This window comes from Paenibacillus prosopidis, assembly GCF_003337375.1.
Classification (GTDB): Bacteria; Bacillota; Bacilli; order Paenibacillales; family Paenibacillaceae; genus Pristimantibacillus; species Pristimantibacillus prosopidis.
In genome coordinates this window covers 336,492-356,151 of sequence record NZ_QPJD01000007.1, presented here as the reverse complement: position 1 = coordinate 356,151, position 19,660 = coordinate 336,492, and the positions used below count along the sequence as shown (strand labels likewise).

Genomic DNA, 19,660 nt, shown 5'->3' with positions numbered 1-19,660 from the left:
GGTGATCTGTATGTACAAATCGATTATTATCGGTACCGGTCCTGCCGGACTTACGGCGGCTATTTATTTGGCCCGCGCGAACATGAGCCCGCTGATCATTGAAGGACCTGAGCCGGGCGGCCAGCTGACGACGACAACCGAGGTTGAGAATTTCCCTGGTTTTCCGGAAGGAATTATGGGTCCTGAGCTCATGGAAAATATGCGGAAGCAGGCTGAACGCTTCGGCGCTAAGTTCATAACCGGCTGGGTGAACAGCGTTGATATGTCTGAGCGCCCATTCAAGCTTCAGGTGGAAGGCCACGGCGAACTCGTCGGCGAGAGCCTGATCATCTCCACCGGCGCATCGGCTAAGTATCTTGGCATCCCGGGAGAGAAGGAGAATGTCGGCCGCGGCGTAAGCACATGCGCAACCTGTGACGGCTTCTTCTTCCGCGGCAAAAAGATTATCGTTGTAGGCGGCGGAGACTCCGCGATGGAGGAAGCAGGCTTCCTGACGCGCTTTGCCACCAATGTTGAATTGGTTAACCGCCGTGATGAGCTGCGTGCTTCGAAAATCATGCAGGACCGCGCCCGTGAGAACGAAAAGATCAGCTGGAGCCTAAACCGTACTCCGCTTGAGGTTGTGGCGGGCGGCATGGGCGTAACGGGCCTTAAGGTCCGTGATAATAAAACAGGCGAAGAAGAGGTTATTGAAACGGACGGCATATTTGTAGCGATCGGACATACGCCGAATACGAAATTTCTAGGCGGACAAATCGAAACGGACGATCATGGTTACATTGTTGTAAAACCGGGTACCACCGAAACGAATGTACCTGGCGTATTTGCTTGCGGCGACGTTCAAGACAGCAAATATCGTCAAGCCATTACGGCTGCAGGCAGCGGTTGTATGGCTGCACTCGATTGCGAAAGATTTCTCGAAGGTGCCATTACGCATGATTGGAGCAAATCGTTGTAATTTTAGGCGAGGCGCATCATAACGATACGGAAGGGGCTATACCAACAGGGCGATATGCTTGAAGGTATAGCCTTTTCAATAGCCGGGAACGCTTGATTTTTCCAGTATTTCGCAGTCTTGACCGCAGGGCGAAGGAAAGCTTATAGTGTTACAGAGAAGATTAACATATTGATGAGGTGGACTAGTGATGTCTGAAAAGATTTACGTTGGAGTCGATGTCGGCGGAACTGCTATTAAGGTAGGTATTTGTAATCCGGATGGACAATTGCTCCATACGTACGAAGGGCCGACGGAGGCGAGTAAAGGAACGGACACTATCCTTCAAAATATTGCAAAATATGCACAGCAAATCGTAGTGGAATCCGACTATGAATGGGAGCAGGTTGACGGTGTCGGCGTTGGTATTGCCGGATTTCTGGACATTCCGAACGGGATCGTAAAATTCGCGCCGAACTTGAAAATTGAGAACGTTAACTTGAAAGCGTACTTAGAGCAGGAGCTCAACAAGACGGTTAAGGTCAACAATGACGCTAACGTTGCTGCACTGGGCGAAGCTTGGGGCGGAGCGGGCAGAGGCATTGCTCATTGCGTATGCTACACGCTCGGAACCGGAGTTGGCGGCGGTATTATTATAGATGGCAAAATCGTGGAGGGCTACGCAGGAATGGCGGGCGAGCTAGGGCATATGTCGATTGTGCCTGACCTTGAAGCAATTCAATGCGGCTGCGGCAAAATGGGCTGCTTGGAAACGGTCTCTTCGGCGACCGGCATTATCCGTATGGCGAAGGACGCCGTGGAACGCGGTGACCGTACTTCACTTTCGCAAGTAGAAAATATTATGGCGAAGGATGTCCTTGATGCGGCAAAAGCAGGGGATGAAGTTGCGACACGAATCGTGAATCGAGCTGCGTTCTATTTAGGCAAGTCGATGGCCATGATTGCAATCGTGCTTAATCCTCAATATTTCATCATTGGCGGCGGAGTATCGAAGGCCGGCGATTTCTTATTCGATCAAATTCGGGAAGTATTCGAGAAATATACACAGGACCAAGCAAAAGAAAACGTTAAAATCGTTGCAGCAACTCTCGGCAATGACGCAGGTGTAGTCGGTGCGGCAGGTCTCATTTTAAGAGGATAAGAAAGTAGGTTTGCGAAACGGAATTCTATGCCGTCAGATGACGGCGATAGCCGTTTACGCTAGGAGGAGTTAATCATGGAAACGGCAGCAACAATGGCGAAGCTTGTCATTATAACCGGGATGTCGGGCGCAGGCAAAACAATTGCTGTTCAAAGCCTGGAGGATCTCGGTTTCTTCTGTGTAGACAATTTACCTCCGGTACTTATACCTAAATTTGCAGAGCTAATTGAGCAGTCCAACGGTAAAATCGGGAAAGTGGCGCTTGTGATCGATTTAAGAGGCCGGGAATTTTTTACTGCGTTGTCGGAATCATTAACCTACATTAAAGAACATTTCACCATTAGCTGTGAAATATTGTTTCTGGATGCTACCGACGAGGTGCTTGTGCAGCGCTATAAGGAGAGCCGCCGTCGTCATCCGCTTGCCCCTGAGGGAATGCCGCTCGAAGGTATTCGTAATGAACGCCGTCTGCTCGAGGATTTGAAGGGCTCGGCGTCTCAGGTCATTGATACGAGTATTTTGAAGCCGGTTCATTTAAAGGAGCGAATTATCTCGAGATTTACGAATCTGGAGCAAAACAGCCTCTCCGTGAACGTAACCTCGTTCGGCTTCAAGTACGGAATTCCAATTGATGCCGATCTCATCTATGATGTACGCTTTTTGCCTAACCCGCATTATGTCGAACATTTGCGCCCCAATACCGGTCAAAATCCCGATGTTTACGATTATGTAATGAAATGGCCCGAGACGCAACAATTTCTAACTAAGCTGCTTGACATGCTGCAGTTCCTTATTCCGCTTTATCGCAAGGAAGGGAAAAGCCAGGTTGTCATCGGTATTGGATGTACGGGCGGGAAGCATCGCTCCGTTGCCATTGCCGAATATTTGGGCCGCATGCTCGGAAGCAGCGATACGGAACGTGTACGTATCAGCCATCGCGATGCCGAACGTGACAAGCATTGACGGGGTGAGAGAATGCAGAATAGACACAAAATTATGAGGCGCCCGAAAATCGTCGTCATCGGCGGAGGTACGGGCCTCTCTGTCATGCTGCGCGGACTAAAGGAAAAGCCGCTCGATATTACGGCCATTGTAACGGTCGCTGATGATGGAGGGAGCTCCGGCATCCTTCGGAATGAGCTGCAAATTCCGCCGCCAGGCGATATTCGCAACGTCCTGATGGCACTCGCGGATGCGGAGCCTCTGCTCACAGAGGTGCTGCAGTATCGTTTTAAGAGTGTACCGGGCCTTGCCGGACACAGCCTGGGCAACTTAATGCTGGCGGCAATGACGGATATCTCCGGCGACTTCGTTACCGGCATTCGCGAGTTAAGCCGTGTATTGGCCGTGCGGGGACGCGTTCTCCCTGCAGCGGGCCGGGCAATTGTGCTGAAGGCAGAAATGGCGGACGGCTCCATTGTAACGGGTGAATCGATGATTCCGAAGGCTGGCCAAGCGATCAAACGTGTGTTTCTGGAGCCGGCTGACGTGGAGCCGCTGCAGGAAGCGGTTGAAGCGATTGAGCAGGCGGATGCGATTCTGATCGGTCCAGGCAGCTTATACACGAGTATTATTCCAAATTTATTAGTGCCTAAGCTTGCAAGCGCAATCGTGGAGTCTGAAGCGGTGAAGCTGTTTGTTTGTAACGTTATGACGCAGCCGGGCGAAACGGATAATTATTCAGTTGGTGATCATTTGGATGCGATACATGCTCATATTGGCAATCACCTGTTCGATTATGTTATTGTAAATGACGGGGAAATACCACCGCAAATTGAAAGCAAATATGCTGAAATGGGTGCGAAGGCGGTTCATCTCGATTTGGATGAAGTGACGCGCAAAGGTTATGAGGTTATAGCAGACCGTCTTGTACTGTTCCGTACTTTTTTGCGGCATGATGCAGAACGTTTAAGTCATCATATATATAAACTGGTAGAGAACTGGATGTTACGAAAGAGGTGATCAACGATGTCTTTTGCGGCGCAAACGAAGAAGGAACTGACATTAATCGAAGCGGATAGCTGTTGTGAGAGAGCGGAGTTGTCAGCACTCATACGGATGAACGGTTCAGTCAGCGTATCCAGCCGCAAAGTCGTTTTGGACATCTCAACGGAAAATGCCGCGATTGCCAGAAGAATTTATTCCCTGCTCAAAAAACATTATGAAGTGCACGTCGAGCTGCTCGTCCGTAAAAAGATGAGGCTCAAAAAAAATAATGTATATATCGTCCGAATCCCGGCGGGGGTTCAGGAAATTTTGAGCGAGCTCAAAATTGTATCCGAAGGGTTTATGTTCAACCTTGGAATCGACAAGGAAATTATTCGCAAGCCCTGCTGCAAGCGCTCGTATTTGCGCGGCGCCTTTCTGGCAGGAGGATCCGTCAACAATCCCGAGGGCTCATCGTATCATTTGGAGATATCGTCGATGTACCAAGAGCATTGCGAGGCGCTTGTAGACCTGGCGAATAAATTTGACTTAAATGCAAGGTGCATTGAACGGAAAAAGGGCTTTATCTTCTATATCAAAGAGGGCGAGAAAATTATCGAGCTCTTGAATATCGTAGGCGCGCATCAAGCACTGTTTAAGTTTGAGGATGTTCGGATTATGCGCGATATGCGCAATTCCGTTAACCGAATCGTTAATTGCGAAACGGCTAACCTGAATAAAACGATCGGGGCCGCCGTTCGTCAGATTGAAAACATTAAGCTGCTGCAGAGAGAAGTCGGGCTCGAGAGCTTGCCGGATAAATTAAGGGAAGTAGCAGAAATTAGGCTGCAGCATCCTGATATGAATCTGACGGAAGTCGGCGAAATGCTCAAAGGGAAGGTCAGCAAATCGGGTGTTAACCACCGTTTGCGCAAAATCGACGAACTTGCGGAAAAAATCCGCGGCGTCTGACCTTTTATCCTAGTGTATCAGCTGGTATAATGTTATAATAATGCAAAATGGCTTTATTTAATAAGATAAGAAGTATAAGGTTGAAGCTTATACCATGCTTATCTTTCACCGCGAAACGAGCTTTTGCAGCCAGAAAGTCGGCAACTGCCGTTTACGCTAGTGCTGCATGCTAATGATTGAGTATAATATAGGGGGTATGGTTTCCATGACAAGGCTTCCGGTTGTCGTTCGCCTTAAGACGGGGCTTCATGCAAGACCTGCAGCATTATTCGTACAAGAAGCGAACAAATTTTCCTCCGAAGTATTTGTTGAGAAAGACGACAAGAAAGTGAATGCCAAATCCATTATGGGAATTATGAGCTTGGCAATCAGTTCCGGCACTGAAGTATCGATTAGTGCAGAGGGTTCGGATGCAGAGCAGGCTGTAAACGCTTTAGTCGCTTTGGTCAGCAAAGAAGAGTTGGAAAACCAATAAAACGTTAAGAATGAAGAAGGGGAGAAGTCACGCAGGTTCTTTACGAACTTGCGGCGGCAGCTCTTTTTTTTGCGTTGTGGGAAAAGGTAGGGTCGCCCGAGGGTGCTATGGTGTGTAGAGATGTTTGGGCTTACACCGGTTACATGTTGAGAGTAGTCAGCGAGTTTAGGAAATGCAAAAATACACCATAAATTTGGCCAAATCAGGCTAAAGCTCTTGATGAAGTGCAGAAGTACACCTTAATGTCGCTGAACCAAGCTAAAGCTCTTGATGAGGTGCAGAAATGCACCTTAATGCGGCTAAATTAGACTTTAAACAAAAACAGCAGGTCAGGAGCTGCCTCCGACCTGCTGTTTTTAAAATGGCTGTTAGCCGATTTTCTCAATGACTTTATCTACGAGACCGTATTCTTTCGCTTCTTCCGCGCTCATGAAATAATCGCGATCGGTATCCTTCTCGATGCGGCTAAGCGGCTGACCGCTGCGGTCTGCCAAAATACCGTTAAGCTTATCGCGCATCTTAAGGATGCGGCGCGCGCGAATTTCGATGTCGCTCGCTTGACCTTCAGCACCGCCAAGCGGCTGGTGAATCATGACTTCACTATTTGGAAGCGCGTAACGTTTGCCTTTAGCACCTGCAGTCAGCAGGAAGGCACCCATGGAAGCAGCCATGCCTACGCAAATCGTCGACACGTCCGGTTTAATATATTGCATTGTATCGTAGATAGCCATACCAGCTGTGATTGAACCGCCTGGGCTGTTAATGTAGAGAGAAATGTCCTTCTCCGGATCATCGGCAGCAAGGAATAGCATTTGAGCAATGATGGAGTTGGCCACCACGTCATTTACGCCTGAACCGAGAAAAATAATGCGATCTTTCAATAGGCGAGAGTAAATGTCATAGGCACGCTCACCTCGATTGTTTTGCTCAATAACCATAGGAACGAAATTCATATCCAACGTAAGCCCCCTCCTCAAGATCAATGATTGGTTAAATCGTAATTTCATAATAACGGATGAAAAGTCAAAAGTCAAAGATAGTCAAACAAATCTGCCGATTGGGTAAAAAAATTAAAAAAACCGTCCCTGCGTATAGGAACGGTTTGTATGTACCATTATAGAAGTTGTATGAAAATTATGGCGCGCCCGCTAGGAATCGAACCTAGATCTCAGGCTCCGGAGGCCTACGTCATATCCATTGGACCACGGGCGCAAAAACAGTAGCAAAAGTTATTATATAATATTACGAGATTGAAAGCAAGGGGTGCGCAAAAATTAAATTTGTGAAAAATGTGTCAGAAACCGTTTTCAATCAAAAAACGACTATTGCTTCAATTGTTTATTTCCGATAAACTAAAGGTGGGACTTGAAACGATACCGCGGGACATAAACTGTCCAATGGTCATGGTCCAAAGGTCATGAATGAACCGAATACGCTAGAGGCCGATGGAGTGAAGGATAAGAGATGCGTCAGATCGTTGAACTGCAGCAGCAGCTTGTGCCGGATCTGCTCGACGTCATGAAGAAAAGGTATTCGATCCTGCATCAGGTGATGCTGTCGGATATGATCGGTCGTCGGACATTGGCGTCGGCATTATCGATGACGGAGCGCATGCTCCGGGCGGAGACCGATTTTTTGAAAACGCAGGGTCTGCTTGAGATTCATTCGGGAGGCATGCGGATTAGCGATTCAGGCAAGCTTTTATTGGAACAGCTTGAACCTTTCTACAAGACGATGTTCGGACTGCTCGAGCTGGAAGAAAAGATACGCAGCCATTTTGGCCTGTCGCAGGTCGTTGTTGTAGCTGGTGACTCCGAAACATCAATGCAAACGAAGCGAGAGCTGGGCCGTGCGGGATGCCAGGTGCTGACCAAAGTCATGCAGCCTAACGATGTTGTTGCGGTAACAGGCGGAACTACAATCGCGCAGGTGTCGAGTCAACTGGTTACGAACACGCCGATGAAGACGAACTGGTTCGTGCCGGCAAGAGGCGGACTAGGGGAAAGCTTGGATTATCAGGCTAACACGATTGCTTCTCAAATGGCAAAGCGAACGGGAGCGCAATACCGGCTTTTACACGTACCTGATCATCTGGGTGAGGAAGCTTTTGCCTCTATTATGCAAGAGCCTAACATTCGGGAAATTGTCGAAGTCATTCGCAGCGCCCGCATCGTTGTCCATGGAATCGGGGACGCTATCGTAATGGCTAGACGCAGGCGGCTGGACCGCGAGGTTATAGACGCGATGGAAGCAGAAGGTGCGTTAGCGGAGTCGTTCGGGTTTTATTTTGACCGTAACGGCGCTGTCGTGCACAAAATGCAAACGGTGGGGTTACGACTCGAGGATATTGTTAAAACTGAAGTTGTCATCGGCGTTGCCGGCGGCAAAAGCAAAGGCGAAGCGATAGCGGCGATTATGCGCTTTGGACACAATGACGTATTGGTCACAGACGAGGCGGCAGCATTGGAGATTGCAGCGTTGATCGAGCAGGAGAAGCAATAGACTGCTTAATTGGAATGAGGAATCATGATGATTTGCTGAAGGCGCAGGCCGTACATGCAAAACATCTTGAAATATATATATTAATCTTTTAAAAACGCTTAGGAGGAAACAACAAATGGTTAAAGTTGGTATTAATGGTTTTGGTCGCATCGGCCGTAACGTATTCCGCGCAGCACTGGGTAACCCTAACGTAGAAATCGTGGCAGTAAACGATTTGACAGACACGAACACTCTGGCACATCTTTTGAAATACGATACAACTCACGGTCAGCTTGACGCTACTGTTGAAGCAAAAGAAGGCGCGTTGATCGTTAACGGACGCGAAATCAAAGTTTTCGCAGAGCGCAACCCTGCAGATCTTCCTTGGGGATCCGTTGGCGTAGAAATCGTAGTTGAATCGACTGGTATTTTTACAGCTAAGGAAAAAGCTGAGCTTCACTTAAAAGGCGGCGCTAAAAAAGTTATCATCTCTGCTCCTGCAACGAACGAAGATATCACTATCGTTATCGGCGTAAACGAAGATAAATACGACCCTGCGGCACATACCATTATTTCCAACGCTTCTTGCACAACGAACTGCCTTGCTCCTTTTGCAAAAGTATTGAACGACAAATTCGGAATCGTTAAAGGTATGATGACAACTACTCACTCGTACACAAACGATCAATCCGTTCTTGACGTTCCACATAAAGACCTGCGCCGTGCTCGCGCTGCTGCAGAAAACATTATTCCTTCGTCGACAGGCGCTGCGAAAGCTGTTTCCCTTGTATTGCCTGAGCTTAAAGGCAAATTGAACGGTATGGCTATGCGCGTACCTACACCAAACGTTTCCGTAACAGACCTGGTTGCTGAGCTGAAAGTTGACGTTACGGTTGAAGAAGTTAACGCTGCATTCAAACAAGCTTCCGAAGGTCCTTTGAAAGGCATCTTGAACTACAATGAATTGCCGCTTGTATCGAGCGACTACAATAGTGACCCTGCTTCTTCCACAATCGACGGTCTATCGACTATGGTTGTTGAAGGCAACATGGTTAAAGTTATTTCCTGGTACGACAACGAGTGGGGCTACTCGAACCGCGTAGTTGATCTTGCTGCTTACATCGCAAGCAAAGGTCTGTAAGCAAAGAAGGCGGACAGTCCGCGGCTCTGCGTGCGGAGCTAAGGTCCTTGGTTTGCGGCCCGTTAGAGGCTGTTGACCAGGAGGTCGTTCCTTCTTTGAGGAACGACCTTCTTTTTTTTGCGGATAAGAAGACTAGTGAGGTTACTTGGGCCTATTTATTAGACCTTTCCATAACAAAATTCCGGGAGGTTTTCATCGATGAATAAGAAAAGTGTACGTGATGTAGCAGAATTAGCTGGTAAACGGGTATTTGTCCGCGTTGATTTCAACGTGCCGCTTGAGAACGGTAAAATTACGGATGACAAACGGATCCGCGAAACGCTTCCGACAATCAACTTCCTGATCGAAAAAGGTGCAAAAGTTATTCTAGCGAGCCACCTTGGCCGTCCGAACGGTCAAGTGGTAGAAGAGCTTCGTCACACGGCTTCCGCAGTGCGTCTATCCGAGCTTCTTGGCAAGCAGGTAACAAAAGCGAACGAAGCGATCGGCGAAGCGGTAGAAGCGCAGGTAGCGGCTTTGAACAACGGCGATGTGCTGTTGCTTGAAAACGTACGTTTCTATGAAGGCGAAGAGAAAAACGATCCGGAGCTCGCTAAAGCTTTCGCTAAGCTAGCTGATCTGTTCGTAAACGACGCGTTCGGCGCTGCTCACCGCGCACACGCTTCGACTGAAGGCATTGCGCACTTGCTGCCGGCTGTATCTGGCCTATTAATGGAGAGAGAGCTTGAAGTATTAGGCAAAGCACTAAACAACCCTGAGCGTCCTTTCACGGCTATCGTTGGCGGCTCCAAAGTAAAAGACAAAATCGCGGTTATCGACAAAATGCTTGAAATTGCCGACAACGTTATTATCGGCGGCGGGTTGTCGTATACATTCTTCAAAGCTCAAGGCCATGAAATCGGCAAATCGCTCGTTGATAACAGCAAGCTTGATTTGGCGCTTGAATTCATCGAGAAAGCTGAAAAGCTGGGCAAAAAATTCTTGATCCCGGTTGATATAGTTGTAACAGATGACTTCAGCGCAAATGCAAACACGCAAATCGTTGACGTTGACAGCATTCCTGCTGAATGGGAAGGCATCGACATCGGACCGAAAACGCGTGAACTTTATGCTGACGTTATCAAAAGCTCCAAGCTGGTCGTATGGAACGGACCGATGGGCGTATTTGAAATCGAGCCTTTCTCGCATGGTACAATAGCTGTTGCGCAGGCATGCGCAGAGACTTCCGGCTACACGGTAATCGGCGGCGGCGATTCGGCTGCAGCAGCTGAGAAATTCGGCTTGGCTGATCAAATGGACTTTATCTCGACTGGCGGCGGCGCTTCCCTGGAGTTCATGGAAGGCAAAGTGCTTCCAGGCGTTGTTGCACTTAACGATAAATAATAGATTGCCAAAAGATCTTATGAATTTTAGGAGGGAATACGCATGAGCAAAAGAACACCGATTATTGCTGGTAACTGGAAAATGTTCAAAACCGTTTCCGAAGCGGTAACCTTTTTCTCCGAAATCAAAGGAAAAGCTGAGGTTGCAGGCGTAGAGAGTGTTATCTGCGCACCATACACAACTCTTCCCGCGCTTGTTGAGGCTGCAAAAGGTACGTCGATTGCCATCGGCGCGCAAAACGTCCATTTTGAAGATAACGGCGCGTTCACTGGTGAAATCAGCGGCGTTATGCTGAAGGACCTTGGCGTAAAATACGTGATTATCGGACACTCCGAGCGTCGCGCTTACTTCGCGGAGTCGGATGAGATCGTGAATAAGAAGGTTCATGCTGCGTTCAAGAATGGCCTTCTGCCTATCGTATGCGTAGGCGAGAAGCTGGAAGAGCGCGAAGCAGGACAAACGAAGGACATATGCAGAGTGCAAACGGAAGCGGCTTTCCAAGGTCTCTCGGCAGCGCAAGCAGCTGAAGTCGTTATTGCATACGAGCCAATCTGGGCAATCGGAACAGGCAAATCGTCAACTTCCGAAGATGCGCAAGATGTTATCGGCTACATCCGTGGCGTCGTTGCCGGTCTTTATGACCAAGCAACCGCCGAAGCCGTTCGCATTCAATACGGCGGCAGCGTAAAACCTAACAATGTGGCTGAATATATGGGTCAAGCAGATATCGACGGCGCACTTGTCGGAGGCGCGAGCTTAGAGCCTGCATCGTACATCGCACTGGTCGAGGGGGCCAAGTAAGATGGCTGCTCCGAAACCTGTAGCACTAATTATTCTTGACGGCTTCGGTTTGCGCGATGATGTAACGGGCAACGCAGTCGCCCAAGCAAACAAACCAAACTATGACCGTTACTGGTCCACATACCCGCATACAACATTGACGGCATCCGGAGAAGCGGTTGGTTTGCCTGAAGGTCAAATGGGCAACTCCGAGGTTGGTCATTTGAACATCGGCGCAGGCCGGATCGTTTATCAGGATTTGACACGAATCAGCAAGTCGATTCGTGACGGTGAATTTTTTGATAATGAGACGATTCTCGGCGCTGTCCGTCATGTGAAAGCTAACAGCAAGAAGCTGCATCTGTATGGCTTGTTGTCCGATGGCGGCGTTCATAGCCACATTGAGCACTTGTTCGCTTTGCTTGAGCTGGCGAAAAAGGAAGAGGTTGAGGAAGTTTACATTCACGCCTTTCTCGACGGACGCGATGTGTCCCCGGACAGCGCGAAAGGCTACTTAGAGCGTCTGCAAGCAAAAATCGAGGAAGTTGGCGTTGGTCGCATCGCGACGGTTCAAGGCCGTTACTACGCGATGGACCGCGACAAACGCTGGGAACGTACAGAGAAGTCCTATCGCGCTATGGTATACGGCGAAGGTCCTAAATATACGAATCCGGTTCAAGCGGTAGTTGAATCCTACGAGAAATCGGTTTATGATGAATTCGTTATGCCAACGGTTATCGTAGACGGAGAAAACAAACCGGTAGGCCTCGTTGAAACTGAGGACGCGGTTATTTTCTTCAACTTCCGTCCTGACCGTGCGATTCAATTGTCGCAGGTGTTCACGAACGAGGACTTCCGCGGCTTTGACCGCGGCGAGCATCATCCGGTTAACCTGTATTTCGTCTGTTTGACGCTATTCAGCGAAACCGTCGGCGGTTTCGTCGCGTATTCACCAAAGAACCTTGATAATACGCTTGGCGAAGTGCTCGCACAGAACAACAAAAAGCAATTGCGCACAGCTGAGACGGAGAAGTATCCGCATGTGACGTTTTTCTTCAGCGGCGGCCGCGATGCAGAGCTTCCTGGCGAAACTCGTGTGCTCATTAATTCGCCTAAGGTCGCAACGTACGATCTGCAGCCGGAAATGAGCGCTTACGAGCTGGCCGAATCTACGGTGCGCGAGATTGAATCAGACAAGCATGACGCGATCATTCTAAACTTCGCGAACCCTGATATGGTGGGACATTCCGGCATGCTGGAGCCAACGATCAAGGCGGTTGAAGCTACGGATGAGTGCCTTGGTAAAGTAGTGGAAGCCGTGCTTGCCAAAGGCGGCGTTTGCATCATCACGGCTGACCACGGTAATGCGGATATGGTATTCGATGAGAATGGCCGTCCGTTTACCGCGCATACGACAAATCCGGTCCCTCTTATCGTAACGAGAGCGGACGAGACGCTTCGCGAAGGCGGCATTCTTGCCGATATCGCGCCGACGTTCCTGGATTTGATGGAACTGGCTAAGCCGAAAGAAATGACAGGCGCTACATTAATCAACAAGTAAACAAAATCAACCAAATTTAAAACCAAAAAGGAGTGTTTTCTCTCATGTCAATTATCGTTGATGTATACGCACGCGAAGTGCTGGATTCCCGCGGGAATCCGACTGTAGAAGTAGAGGTTACTCTTGAGTCTGGCGGAAAAGGCCGCGCTATCGTTCCATCCGGTGCATCCACAGGCGCATACGAAGCTGTAGAGCTTCGCGACGGCGACAAATCCCGTTACCTCGGTAAAGGCGTTCTGAAAGCTGTTGAGAATGTAAACACGGAAATCGCTCCTGAAATCATCGGTTTGGACGCTCTTGATCAAGTAGCAATCGACCGTAAAATGATCGAGCTTGACGGTACGCCTAACAAAGCTAAGCTTGGCGCTAATGCGATCCTGGCAGTATCGATGGCAGTAGCACGCGCAGCTGCTGACGCGCTTGATGTGCCTCTTTATACTTACCTTGGCGGATTCAACGCTAAGACGCTTCCAGTTCCAATGATGAACATCATCAACGGCGGTGAGCACGCAGACAACAACATCGACGTACAAGAGTTCATGGTTCTACCTGTAGGCGCTGCAAACTTCAAAGAAGCGCTTCGTATCGGAGCTGAAATCTTCCACAACCTGAAAGCTGTATTGCATGACAAAGGCCTTAACACAGCTGTAGGCGACGAAGGCGGCTTCGCACCTAACCTTGGTTCGAACGAAGAAGCAATCACAACTATCATCTCCGCTATCGAGCGCGCAGGCTACAAGCCAGGCGTTGACGTATTCCTTGGTATGGACGTTGCTTCGACTGAGTTCTTCAAAGACGGCAAATACGTGCTTGCAGGTGAAGGCAAATCCTTTACATCTGCTGAGTTCGTTGACCTGCTTGCATCATGGGTTGACAAATACCCAATCGTATCGATCGAAGACGGCTGCTCTGAAGACGACTGGGATGGCTGGAAATTGCTTACTGATAAGCTTGGAAGCAAAGTACAGCTCGTTGGTGACGATCTGTTCGTAACGAACACTGAGCGTCTATCCGATGGTATCGAGAAGGGTGTAGGTAACTCCATCCTCGTTAAAGTAAACCAAATCGGTACGTTGACTGAAACATTCGACGCGATCGAAATGGCTAAACGCGCTGGTTACACAGCGGTTATCTCTCACCGTTCCGGCGAGAGCGAAGACAGCACAATCGCTGACATCGCTGTAGCAACAAACGCTGGCCAAATCAAAACAGGCGCACCGTCCCGTACGGACCGCGTCGCGAAATACAACCAATTGCTTCGTATTGAAGACCAGCTCGGTTCGACTGCTCAATACGGCGGCAAACAAGCGTTCTACAACTTGAAAAGCTTCAAATAAGATGCGTTTGCGGCTTTTTTGAGAAGGGTATGCCCTATTGGGGCATACCCTTCTTTTTAAGACAGCAGCTTGAGGGTTATAAAATATGGAGATCTAGGGTTGTCCTATTGAAATACGTGCCTAGCTATGGTACAATCGGTTTACGTGTTTTTACGGAGCTCCTATGCTGGAGGTGGAATAAATGGAAATCTTCTTGAAGATCGTGCTCGTTATATTTTCTGTCGGCTTGATTGCTGTCGTATTATTGCAAAAAGGTAAGAGTGCAGGTTTGTCCGGAGCAATTACGGGCGGCGCTGAGCACTTGTTCGGCAAACAGAAAGCGCGCGGTTTGGATTTGTTCTTGCAGCGCCTGACGGTTGTTTTGGCAATCGGCTTTTTCATTTTGGCGCTAGTTGTTTCTTATTTCGTTAAACAATAATCGATACGCATGCGGAAAGCGAGGATAATCCTCGCTTTTTTTGTATTTTCGTCATAATCGCGGATGCTCGGCTTCCATTTCGTGTATACTACATGGTATATGATAATCTATCAACCTGTTGCAAGCGATGAGAGGCTGCAGCAGCAGGTTTATGAGGAGAAAATGCGATAATGATGAATAACGAGCAGGAGCTGCTTGATTTTATGAGAGAAACGGCTTATAAGCCGATGACTTATCAAGAACTGGAAAAGCATTTTGGCATCCAAGGTGCGGAAGAGTTCAAACAATTTCTAAAAACGCTCAACAAGCTGGAGGATGAGGGCAAAATCATTCGAACGCCTAATGAGCACTACGGAGTACCGGAGCGGATGAATTTGCTGCGTGGCAAGCTGCAGGCGCATGCGAAGGGCTTTGGCTTTTTAATACCCGATGAGAAGGGTCACCCGGATGTTTATTTACATGCTAACGATTTGAAAAGCGCGATGAATGGCGACATCATTCTCGTGCGCATCACATCGAGAAGCGAGCACGGAGGACGGATGGAAGGAGAGGTCGTCCGTATCGTCGAGCGTGCCGTTACGCAAATTGTCGGAACGTTCGAGGATCACGAAGCTTACGCTTTCGTTGTGCCTGATGATAAACGGATAAACCGGGATATTTTTATTGCAAAGGGCGGTTATCAAGGGGCGGTTTCAGGCCAAAAGGTCGTCGTGCGAATCGTGTCGTATCCTGAAGGACGTTCTGCGGCCGAAGGGGAAATTGTCGAAATTTTAGGACATAAGAACGATCCCGGTGTCGACATTTTGTCGATTATTCGCAAGCATCAGCTGCCTGAGGGCTTCCCGGATGAAGTGATGGCCGAGGCCGAAGCGGCTCCCGATTCGATAACGGAAGAGGAGATCGTTCAGCAGGGACGCCGCGATCTGCGTGGAGAGGTCATCGTAACGATTGACGGTGAAGATGCGAAGGATTTAGACGATGCGGTGCATGTGAAGCTGCTCGAAAACGGCAACTATTTGCTGGGCGTTCATATTGCGGACGTAGGCTATTATGTGAAGGAAATGTCTGAGCTGGATCAGGAAGCATACCGCCGCGGCTGCAGCGTTTATTTAGTAGACCGCGTAATTCCGATGCTGCCGCACCGTTTGTCGAATGGGATATGCTCGCTTAATCCGCAGGTTGACCGGCTTACGCTTTCATGTGAAATGGAATTTGACCCGAATACGCTGAAGCGAGTTCGCCACGATGTATTTACAAGTGTAATCCGTACGAAAGAGCGTATGACTTACTCGAATGTGCGGAAGCTTTTGACCGCTTCGGAAGAGGAACCGCAGACTGAGCTAAAAGAGCGGTATGCGGATCTGCTCGGCATGTTCGAGATGATGGAGCAGCTGGCCATGCGTCTGCGTTCGAAGCGAATGAAGCGCGGGGCTATTGATTTTGACTTCCAAGAGTCCAAGGTCATAGTCGATGAGTCAGGTAAAGCGATCGACATCGTGAAACGTGAACGTTCGATAGCGGAGCAAATTATCGAGGAATTTATGCTTGTGGCGAACGAGACGGTGGCTGAGCATTTCCACTGGCTGCGCGTTCCGTTTTTGTATCGGATTCACGAGGACCCGGATCAAGAGAAGCTATTGAACTTTATTCAGTTCGCGTCGAATTTTGGCTACGTGGTGAAGGGTAAAGGCAATTCCGTGCACCCTCGCGCGCTGCAAACGCTGCTGGAGGAAATTCGCGGCTCTAAGGAAGCGACGGTTATTTCGACGGTTATGCTTCGTTCGATGAAGCAGGCGAAATATGACTCGGAAAGCTTGGGTCACTTCGGTCTGGCGGCCGAGTTTTATTCGCACTTTACTTCGCCGATTCGGCGTTATCCGGATCTGGTTATTCACCGCGTAATCCGCGAGGTGATTGAAGGCGGCGGACATTTGACGGATGCGCGTCATGAAGCGTTGACGGCGCGCATGCCTGAAATCGCGCAGCACTCATCGGAGCGTGAGCGCGTAGCGGTGGATGCGGAGCGCGATACGGAGCAGCTGAAAAAATGCGAATTCATGCTGGATAAGGTCGGCGAAGAATTCGAAGGCATTATTAGCAGCGTGACGAGCTTCGGTATGTTTATTGAGCTCGACAACTCGGTTGAAGGCTTAATCCGTATGAGCGATATGTCAGATGATTATTACCACTTCCACGAGCTGCATATGGCCCTTATTGGCGAGCGTACCTCGAAGGTGTACCGGATCGGCGATGAAGTAAAAATCCGCGTTGCCCGGGTGAACATGGCGGATCATACGATCGACTTTGAAATGGTGGATATGAAGCAGCGGAGCGGCTATAGAGGCGTAGCAGACGGCGGCTTAGGCGGCGATGCACGGGGCGGTAATAAGCGCGGCGGATTTGGCAGCCGTGCGGATAAAGGCACGGCTGCGAGAGCTGGCGGAGCACCGCGTGGCGTAGCAGGGCGCGGAGGAGCTGGCGGCGGCCAAGGCGGAGCACGCGGTGGACAGGGCGGCAGCGTAAGAGGCGGCAACGGCGGGGCGCAGCGTGGTGGAGCGGGACGCGGCGGTGCAGGCGCTGGCGAGCGCGGGAATCCGTGGCGCGTCGGCGCAGCGGATAGCGCCGGCGGCGGAAGCAAGCGGCGCGGCCAGGGTGGCGCCGGCAGAGGCAGCGCCGGTGCTGGAGCAGGGGCGAACGGCGGCAGCGGGAACGCGCCGGCGGAGCGGTCGCCGTGGCTGGAGGCGGATGTGCCGCCGGGCCAAGGCAGTGAGCAGCAGCGCGGCGGCGGCAGCGGGCAGCGCAAGGATATGTGGGGCCTGCCCATCCGCAGCAGCGATGGGTCTGGCTCTGAGGTTCGGGGCGGCGGCGGGAATCGGCGCGGTGTCGGCAATGGCGGCGGAGAAGGCAATAAAAGCCGCAAGAAGAAGAGCGGAGGCAATTCCACAGCCGCTTTTGTTCGTAAAAAACGTAAGTAAATTAGGCTTGGTCGGCGGTTTCTGGCTTTTATTGGGTATAGGAGCCGCCGAGTTTTGGACGAACTGGGAAAATATATTTAAGCTTGTCGCTTGCTTTTTAATTCCGGGTATAGTACACTCAAGGCAAGATAATATGAACCTGAATTCACATATTGAAAAGGGTGTCATTATAGTCATGAAACCCTTTCCAATGTGTGAATTTTTTGTTTAAAGACAAACCAGGCGCATATTAATATTATTTTTTTGGAGGTTTTTACACATGCAACAAGGTACAGTAAAATGGTTCAACGCAGAAAAAGGTTTTGGCTTCATCGAGGTTGAAGGCGGCAACGATGTATTCGTACACTTCTCCGCAATCACTGGCGAAGGCTTCAAAACTCTTGAAGAAGGACAACGCGTTGAATTTAACGTTGTTCAAGGCAACCGTGGACCACAAGCAGAAAACGTTGTAAAGCTGTAGTAGCTTACGAACGTTGATTAAACCGCCCTTAACCGTTTAGGTTAAGGGCGGTTTTTTTTATTTATTAATAAAAAATTTAACTTGCTGGTTGATCAAGATATGTACGTGCTTGCCTAACAAGCTTCGCGTCGATTTCACCATTAATACTTCCGCCGGTTCGAACCCCGGACCCCAAGTGAACAGCTTGAACGCCAGTCGCTTGAACGAACTGCGGCAATGATGGGACTGTTAATCCGCTGCCGGCCATAATCGTTAAGCCATACGGATTGCTAAGCTCAATGAGACGGCTAATACGTTCAACGGCGTCAAGTACGCTTCGCTTGCCACCAGAAGTCAGCACCCACTTAATTTGCGGAAAACGAAGAAGTACGCGCAATGCTTCTTCTTGATCTGCCGCTTCATCGAACGCCCGGTGGAACGTGACTGGACGTTCATCAGCAGCCTCTAACAGTCTCTGCAGTGATTCTTCATCAATAGTACCATTAGGCAGCAGCGTGCCTAGAACGAAAGCATGTACGCCGAGTTGACGCATATGCTTGATTTGAGCGATCATCGTGCTTAAATCTGCCTTATCGTAAACAAAGGACTTACTGTGCGGTCGCATCATAGCATGTATGGGTACCTTTTTTGAAGCTCGTACATCATCTGCAGTTTCTAATCGTTTCAGAGCTTCAAGTACAGCAACGGTAATGGTTTCGTTAGGGGTAAGACCGCCTTGATCAAAAGCAGAGATTAGCTCAATTCGATCTGCGCCGTGAACAGCGGCTGTAACCGCTTCATCAGCAGTGGTAGCAATGACTTCAAGCAGCATAACCATTCTCCTTTTTCTTTGATTGAACATGAGTAGGCTTTGACTTTCCGCCTTGATTTCCGTACTTAAAGTTGTTACAATGAATTCCTGTATACCGTGCAACAACCATTTTATCGTAATAATGTCGAGGTGACCAGCGTGGGAAAGAAAAGTGACGGCAAGCAGCTCGCCCAGAACAAGAAGGCTTCCCATGACTACTTCATCGAAGATACGTTCGAAGCTGGCATGGTGCTGATGGGTACGGAAATTAAGTCCCTACGGAACGGCAGGGCGAACATAAGCGATGCTTTTGCAACGATTCGTAACGGGGAGATTTTTATCCACAATATGCATATTAGCCCATTCGAACAGGGTAACATTCATAATCCGACTGATCCGACTCGTCCTCGCAAGCTTCTGCTGCATAAGACTCAAATTCACAAGCTGCTCGGATTATCCAAGCAGGAAGGATATGCGATTGTGCCTTTGAAGATATATGTGCGCAACGGATATGCGAAGCTTCTCATCGGACTAGGTAAAGGTAAGAAGCAGTACGACAAAAGGGATACAGCAGCTAAGCGCGACGCTCAGCGCGATATCCAGAGAGCGCTCAGGGAGAAGCAGAAGGTCGCTCGTTAAACTTCTGATTTCCATGGATGTATCCATCCATCGCTGCCAATAACAAATGTACACAGTAGCTGTCCATTCGTGATATACTAAGGCAGTAGCAACGGCAAGACAAACAAGAATGTATAAATGCATTCACGCTTTACACTCGGAACAGCCGGCAGATTCATTGATCTGACGTTTGCTGCGCCTTAATCCTAAAGCTTCATTCAAGCTAAACGTTAGTGTCGATCTTATA

General features: G+C 49.3%; 18 protein-coding genes and 1 tRNA gene. 16 read left to right on the top strand and 3 right to left on the bottom strand.

All coding sequences use genetic code 11. The features are described from left to right. Positions 1-10: 10 nt before the first annotated feature. From trxB to DFP97_RS13505, 6 genes are all read left to right on the top strand, one after another. Positions 11-958: a thioredoxin-disulfide reductase gene (trxB, locus tag DFP97_RS13530; RefSeq protein ID WP_114380558.1), complete on the top strand. Its 948-nt coding sequence runs from the start codon at positions 11-13 to the stop codon at positions 956-958. A 187-nt stretch (positions 959-1,145) separates the two neighbouring features. Next, a complete protein-coding gene (locus DFP97_RS13525) occupies positions 1,146-2,096 on the top strand; it encodes an ROK family glucokinase (protein ID WP_114380556.1) in 951 nt (316 codons plus the stop codon). Positions 2,097-2,171: 75 nt separating this feature from the next. Further along, positions 2,172-3,059, top strand: coding sequence for an RNase adapter RapZ (rapZ, locus tag DFP97_RS13520; protein ID WP_114380554.1), 888 nt, complete (start codon positions 2,172-2,174; stop codon positions 3,057-3,059). A 12-nt stretch (positions 3,060-3,071) separates the two neighbouring features. Further along, entirely contained in the window at positions 3,072-4,058 is a 987-nt protein-coding gene (locus tag DFP97_RS13515; protein WP_114380552.1) for a gluconeogenesis factor YvcK family protein, read from the top strand. A gap of 6 nt (positions 4,059-4,064) precedes the next feature. Next, positions 4,065-4,994 (top strand): DNA-binding protein WhiA, encoded by a 930-nt coding sequence (gene whiA / locus DFP97_RS13510; RefSeq protein ID WP_114380550.1) that lies wholly within the window; start codon positions 4,065-4,067, stop codon positions 4,992-4,994. A gap of 205 nt (positions 4,995-5,199) precedes the next feature. Then, positions 5,200-5,469 (top strand): HPr family phosphocarrier protein, encoded by a 270-nt coding sequence (locus DFP97_RS13505; RefSeq protein WP_028609180.1) that lies wholly within the window; start codon positions 5,200-5,202, stop codon positions 5,467-5,469. 368 nt (positions 5,470-5,837) lie between these two features. Here the strand turns inward: DFP97_RS13505 and clpP are convergent, their stop codons facing one another. After that, positions 5,838-6,422: an ATP-dependent Clp endopeptidase proteolytic subunit ClpP gene (gene clpP, locus DFP97_RS13500; protein ID WP_181873510.1), complete on the bottom strand. Its 585-nt coding sequence runs from the start codon at positions 6,420-6,422 to the stop codon at positions 5,838-5,840. Between the two features lie 184 nt (positions 6,423-6,606). Further along, positions 6,607-6,681 (bottom strand) — tRNA-Arg (locus DFP97_RS13495). A gap of 252 nt (positions 6,682-6,933) precedes the next feature. Here DFP97_RS13495 and DFP97_RS13490 point away from each other — a divergent pair. From DFP97_RS13490 to DFP97_RS13445, 9 genes are all read left to right on the top strand, one after another. Next, positions 6,934-7,971, top strand: coding sequence for a sugar-binding transcriptional regulator (locus DFP97_RS13490; RefSeq protein WP_114380546.1), 1,038 nt, complete (start codon positions 6,934-6,936; stop codon positions 7,969-7,971). A 115-nt stretch (positions 7,972-8,086) separates the two neighbouring features. After that, the gene (gap, locus tag DFP97_RS13485; protein WP_114380544.1) at positions 8,087-9,091 is read left to right on the top strand and encodes a type I glyceraldehyde-3-phosphate dehydrogenase; all 1,005 of its coding nucleotides are present in this window, start codon (positions 8,087-8,089) and stop codon (positions 9,089-9,091) included. A gap of 198 nt (positions 9,092-9,289) precedes the next feature. Further along, positions 9,290-10,474: a phosphoglycerate kinase gene (locus tag DFP97_RS13480; RefSeq protein ID WP_114380542.1), complete on the top strand. Its 1,185-nt coding sequence runs from the start codon at positions 9,290-9,292 to the stop codon at positions 10,472-10,474. Between the two features lie 42 nt (positions 10,475-10,516). Next, complete coding sequence (tpiA, locus tag DFP97_RS13475) at positions 10,517-11,275, top strand: triose-phosphate isomerase (protein ID WP_114380540.1); 759 nt, start codon at positions 10,517-10,519, stop codon at positions 11,273-11,275. Position 11,276: 1 nt separating this feature from the next. After that, positions 11,277-12,815, top strand: a complete 1,539-nt coding sequence (gene gpmI / locus DFP97_RS13470; protein WP_114380538.1) for a 2,3-bisphosphoglycerate-independent phosphoglycerate mutase — start codon at positions 11,277-11,279, stop codon at positions 12,813-12,815. 44 nt (positions 12,816-12,859) lie between these two features. Beyond that, positions 12,860-14,152 (top strand): phosphopyruvate hydratase, encoded by a 1,293-nt coding sequence (gene eno / locus DFP97_RS13465; RefSeq protein ID WP_114380536.1) that lies wholly within the window; start codon positions 12,860-12,862, stop codon positions 14,150-14,152. Between the two features lie 181 nt (positions 14,153-14,333). Then, on the top strand, positions 14,334-14,570 hold the full coding sequence (secG, locus tag DFP97_RS13460) for a preprotein translocase subunit SecG (protein ID WP_114380534.1): 237 nt from the start codon (positions 14,334-14,336) through the stop codon (positions 14,568-14,570). A 173-nt stretch (positions 14,571-14,743) separates the two neighbouring features. After that, positions 14,744-17,545 carry a ribonuclease R gene (rnr, locus tag DFP97_RS13455; RefSeq protein ID WP_114380651.1) on the top strand — a complete coding sequence of 934 codons (2,802 nt, stop codon included), beginning with the start codon at positions 14,744-14,746 and terminating at the stop codon, positions 17,543-17,545. 259 nt (positions 17,546-17,804) lie between these two features. Then, the gene (locus DFP97_RS13445) at positions 17,805-18,005 is read left to right on the top strand and encodes a cold-shock protein (RefSeq protein WP_028609190.1); all 201 of its coding nucleotides are present in this window, start codon (positions 17,805-17,807) and stop codon (positions 18,003-18,005) included. A 76-nt stretch (positions 18,006-18,081) separates the two neighbouring features. Here DFP97_RS13445 and DFP97_RS13440 read toward each other — a convergent pair whose 3' ends face one another. Further along, positions 18,082-18,816, bottom strand: coding sequence for a copper homeostasis protein CutC (locus DFP97_RS13440; RefSeq protein ID WP_181873506.1), 735 nt, complete (start codon positions 18,814-18,816; stop codon positions 18,082-18,084). Between the two features lie 138 nt (positions 18,817-18,954). Between DFP97_RS13440 and smpB the strand changes: the two genes are divergently transcribed. Continuing rightward, complete coding sequence (gene smpB, locus DFP97_RS13435) at positions 18,955-19,434, top strand: SsrA-binding protein SmpB (RefSeq protein ID WP_114380648.1); 480 nt, start codon at positions 18,955-18,957, stop codon at positions 19,432-19,434. Positions 19,435-19,660: the final 226 nt, after the last annotated feature.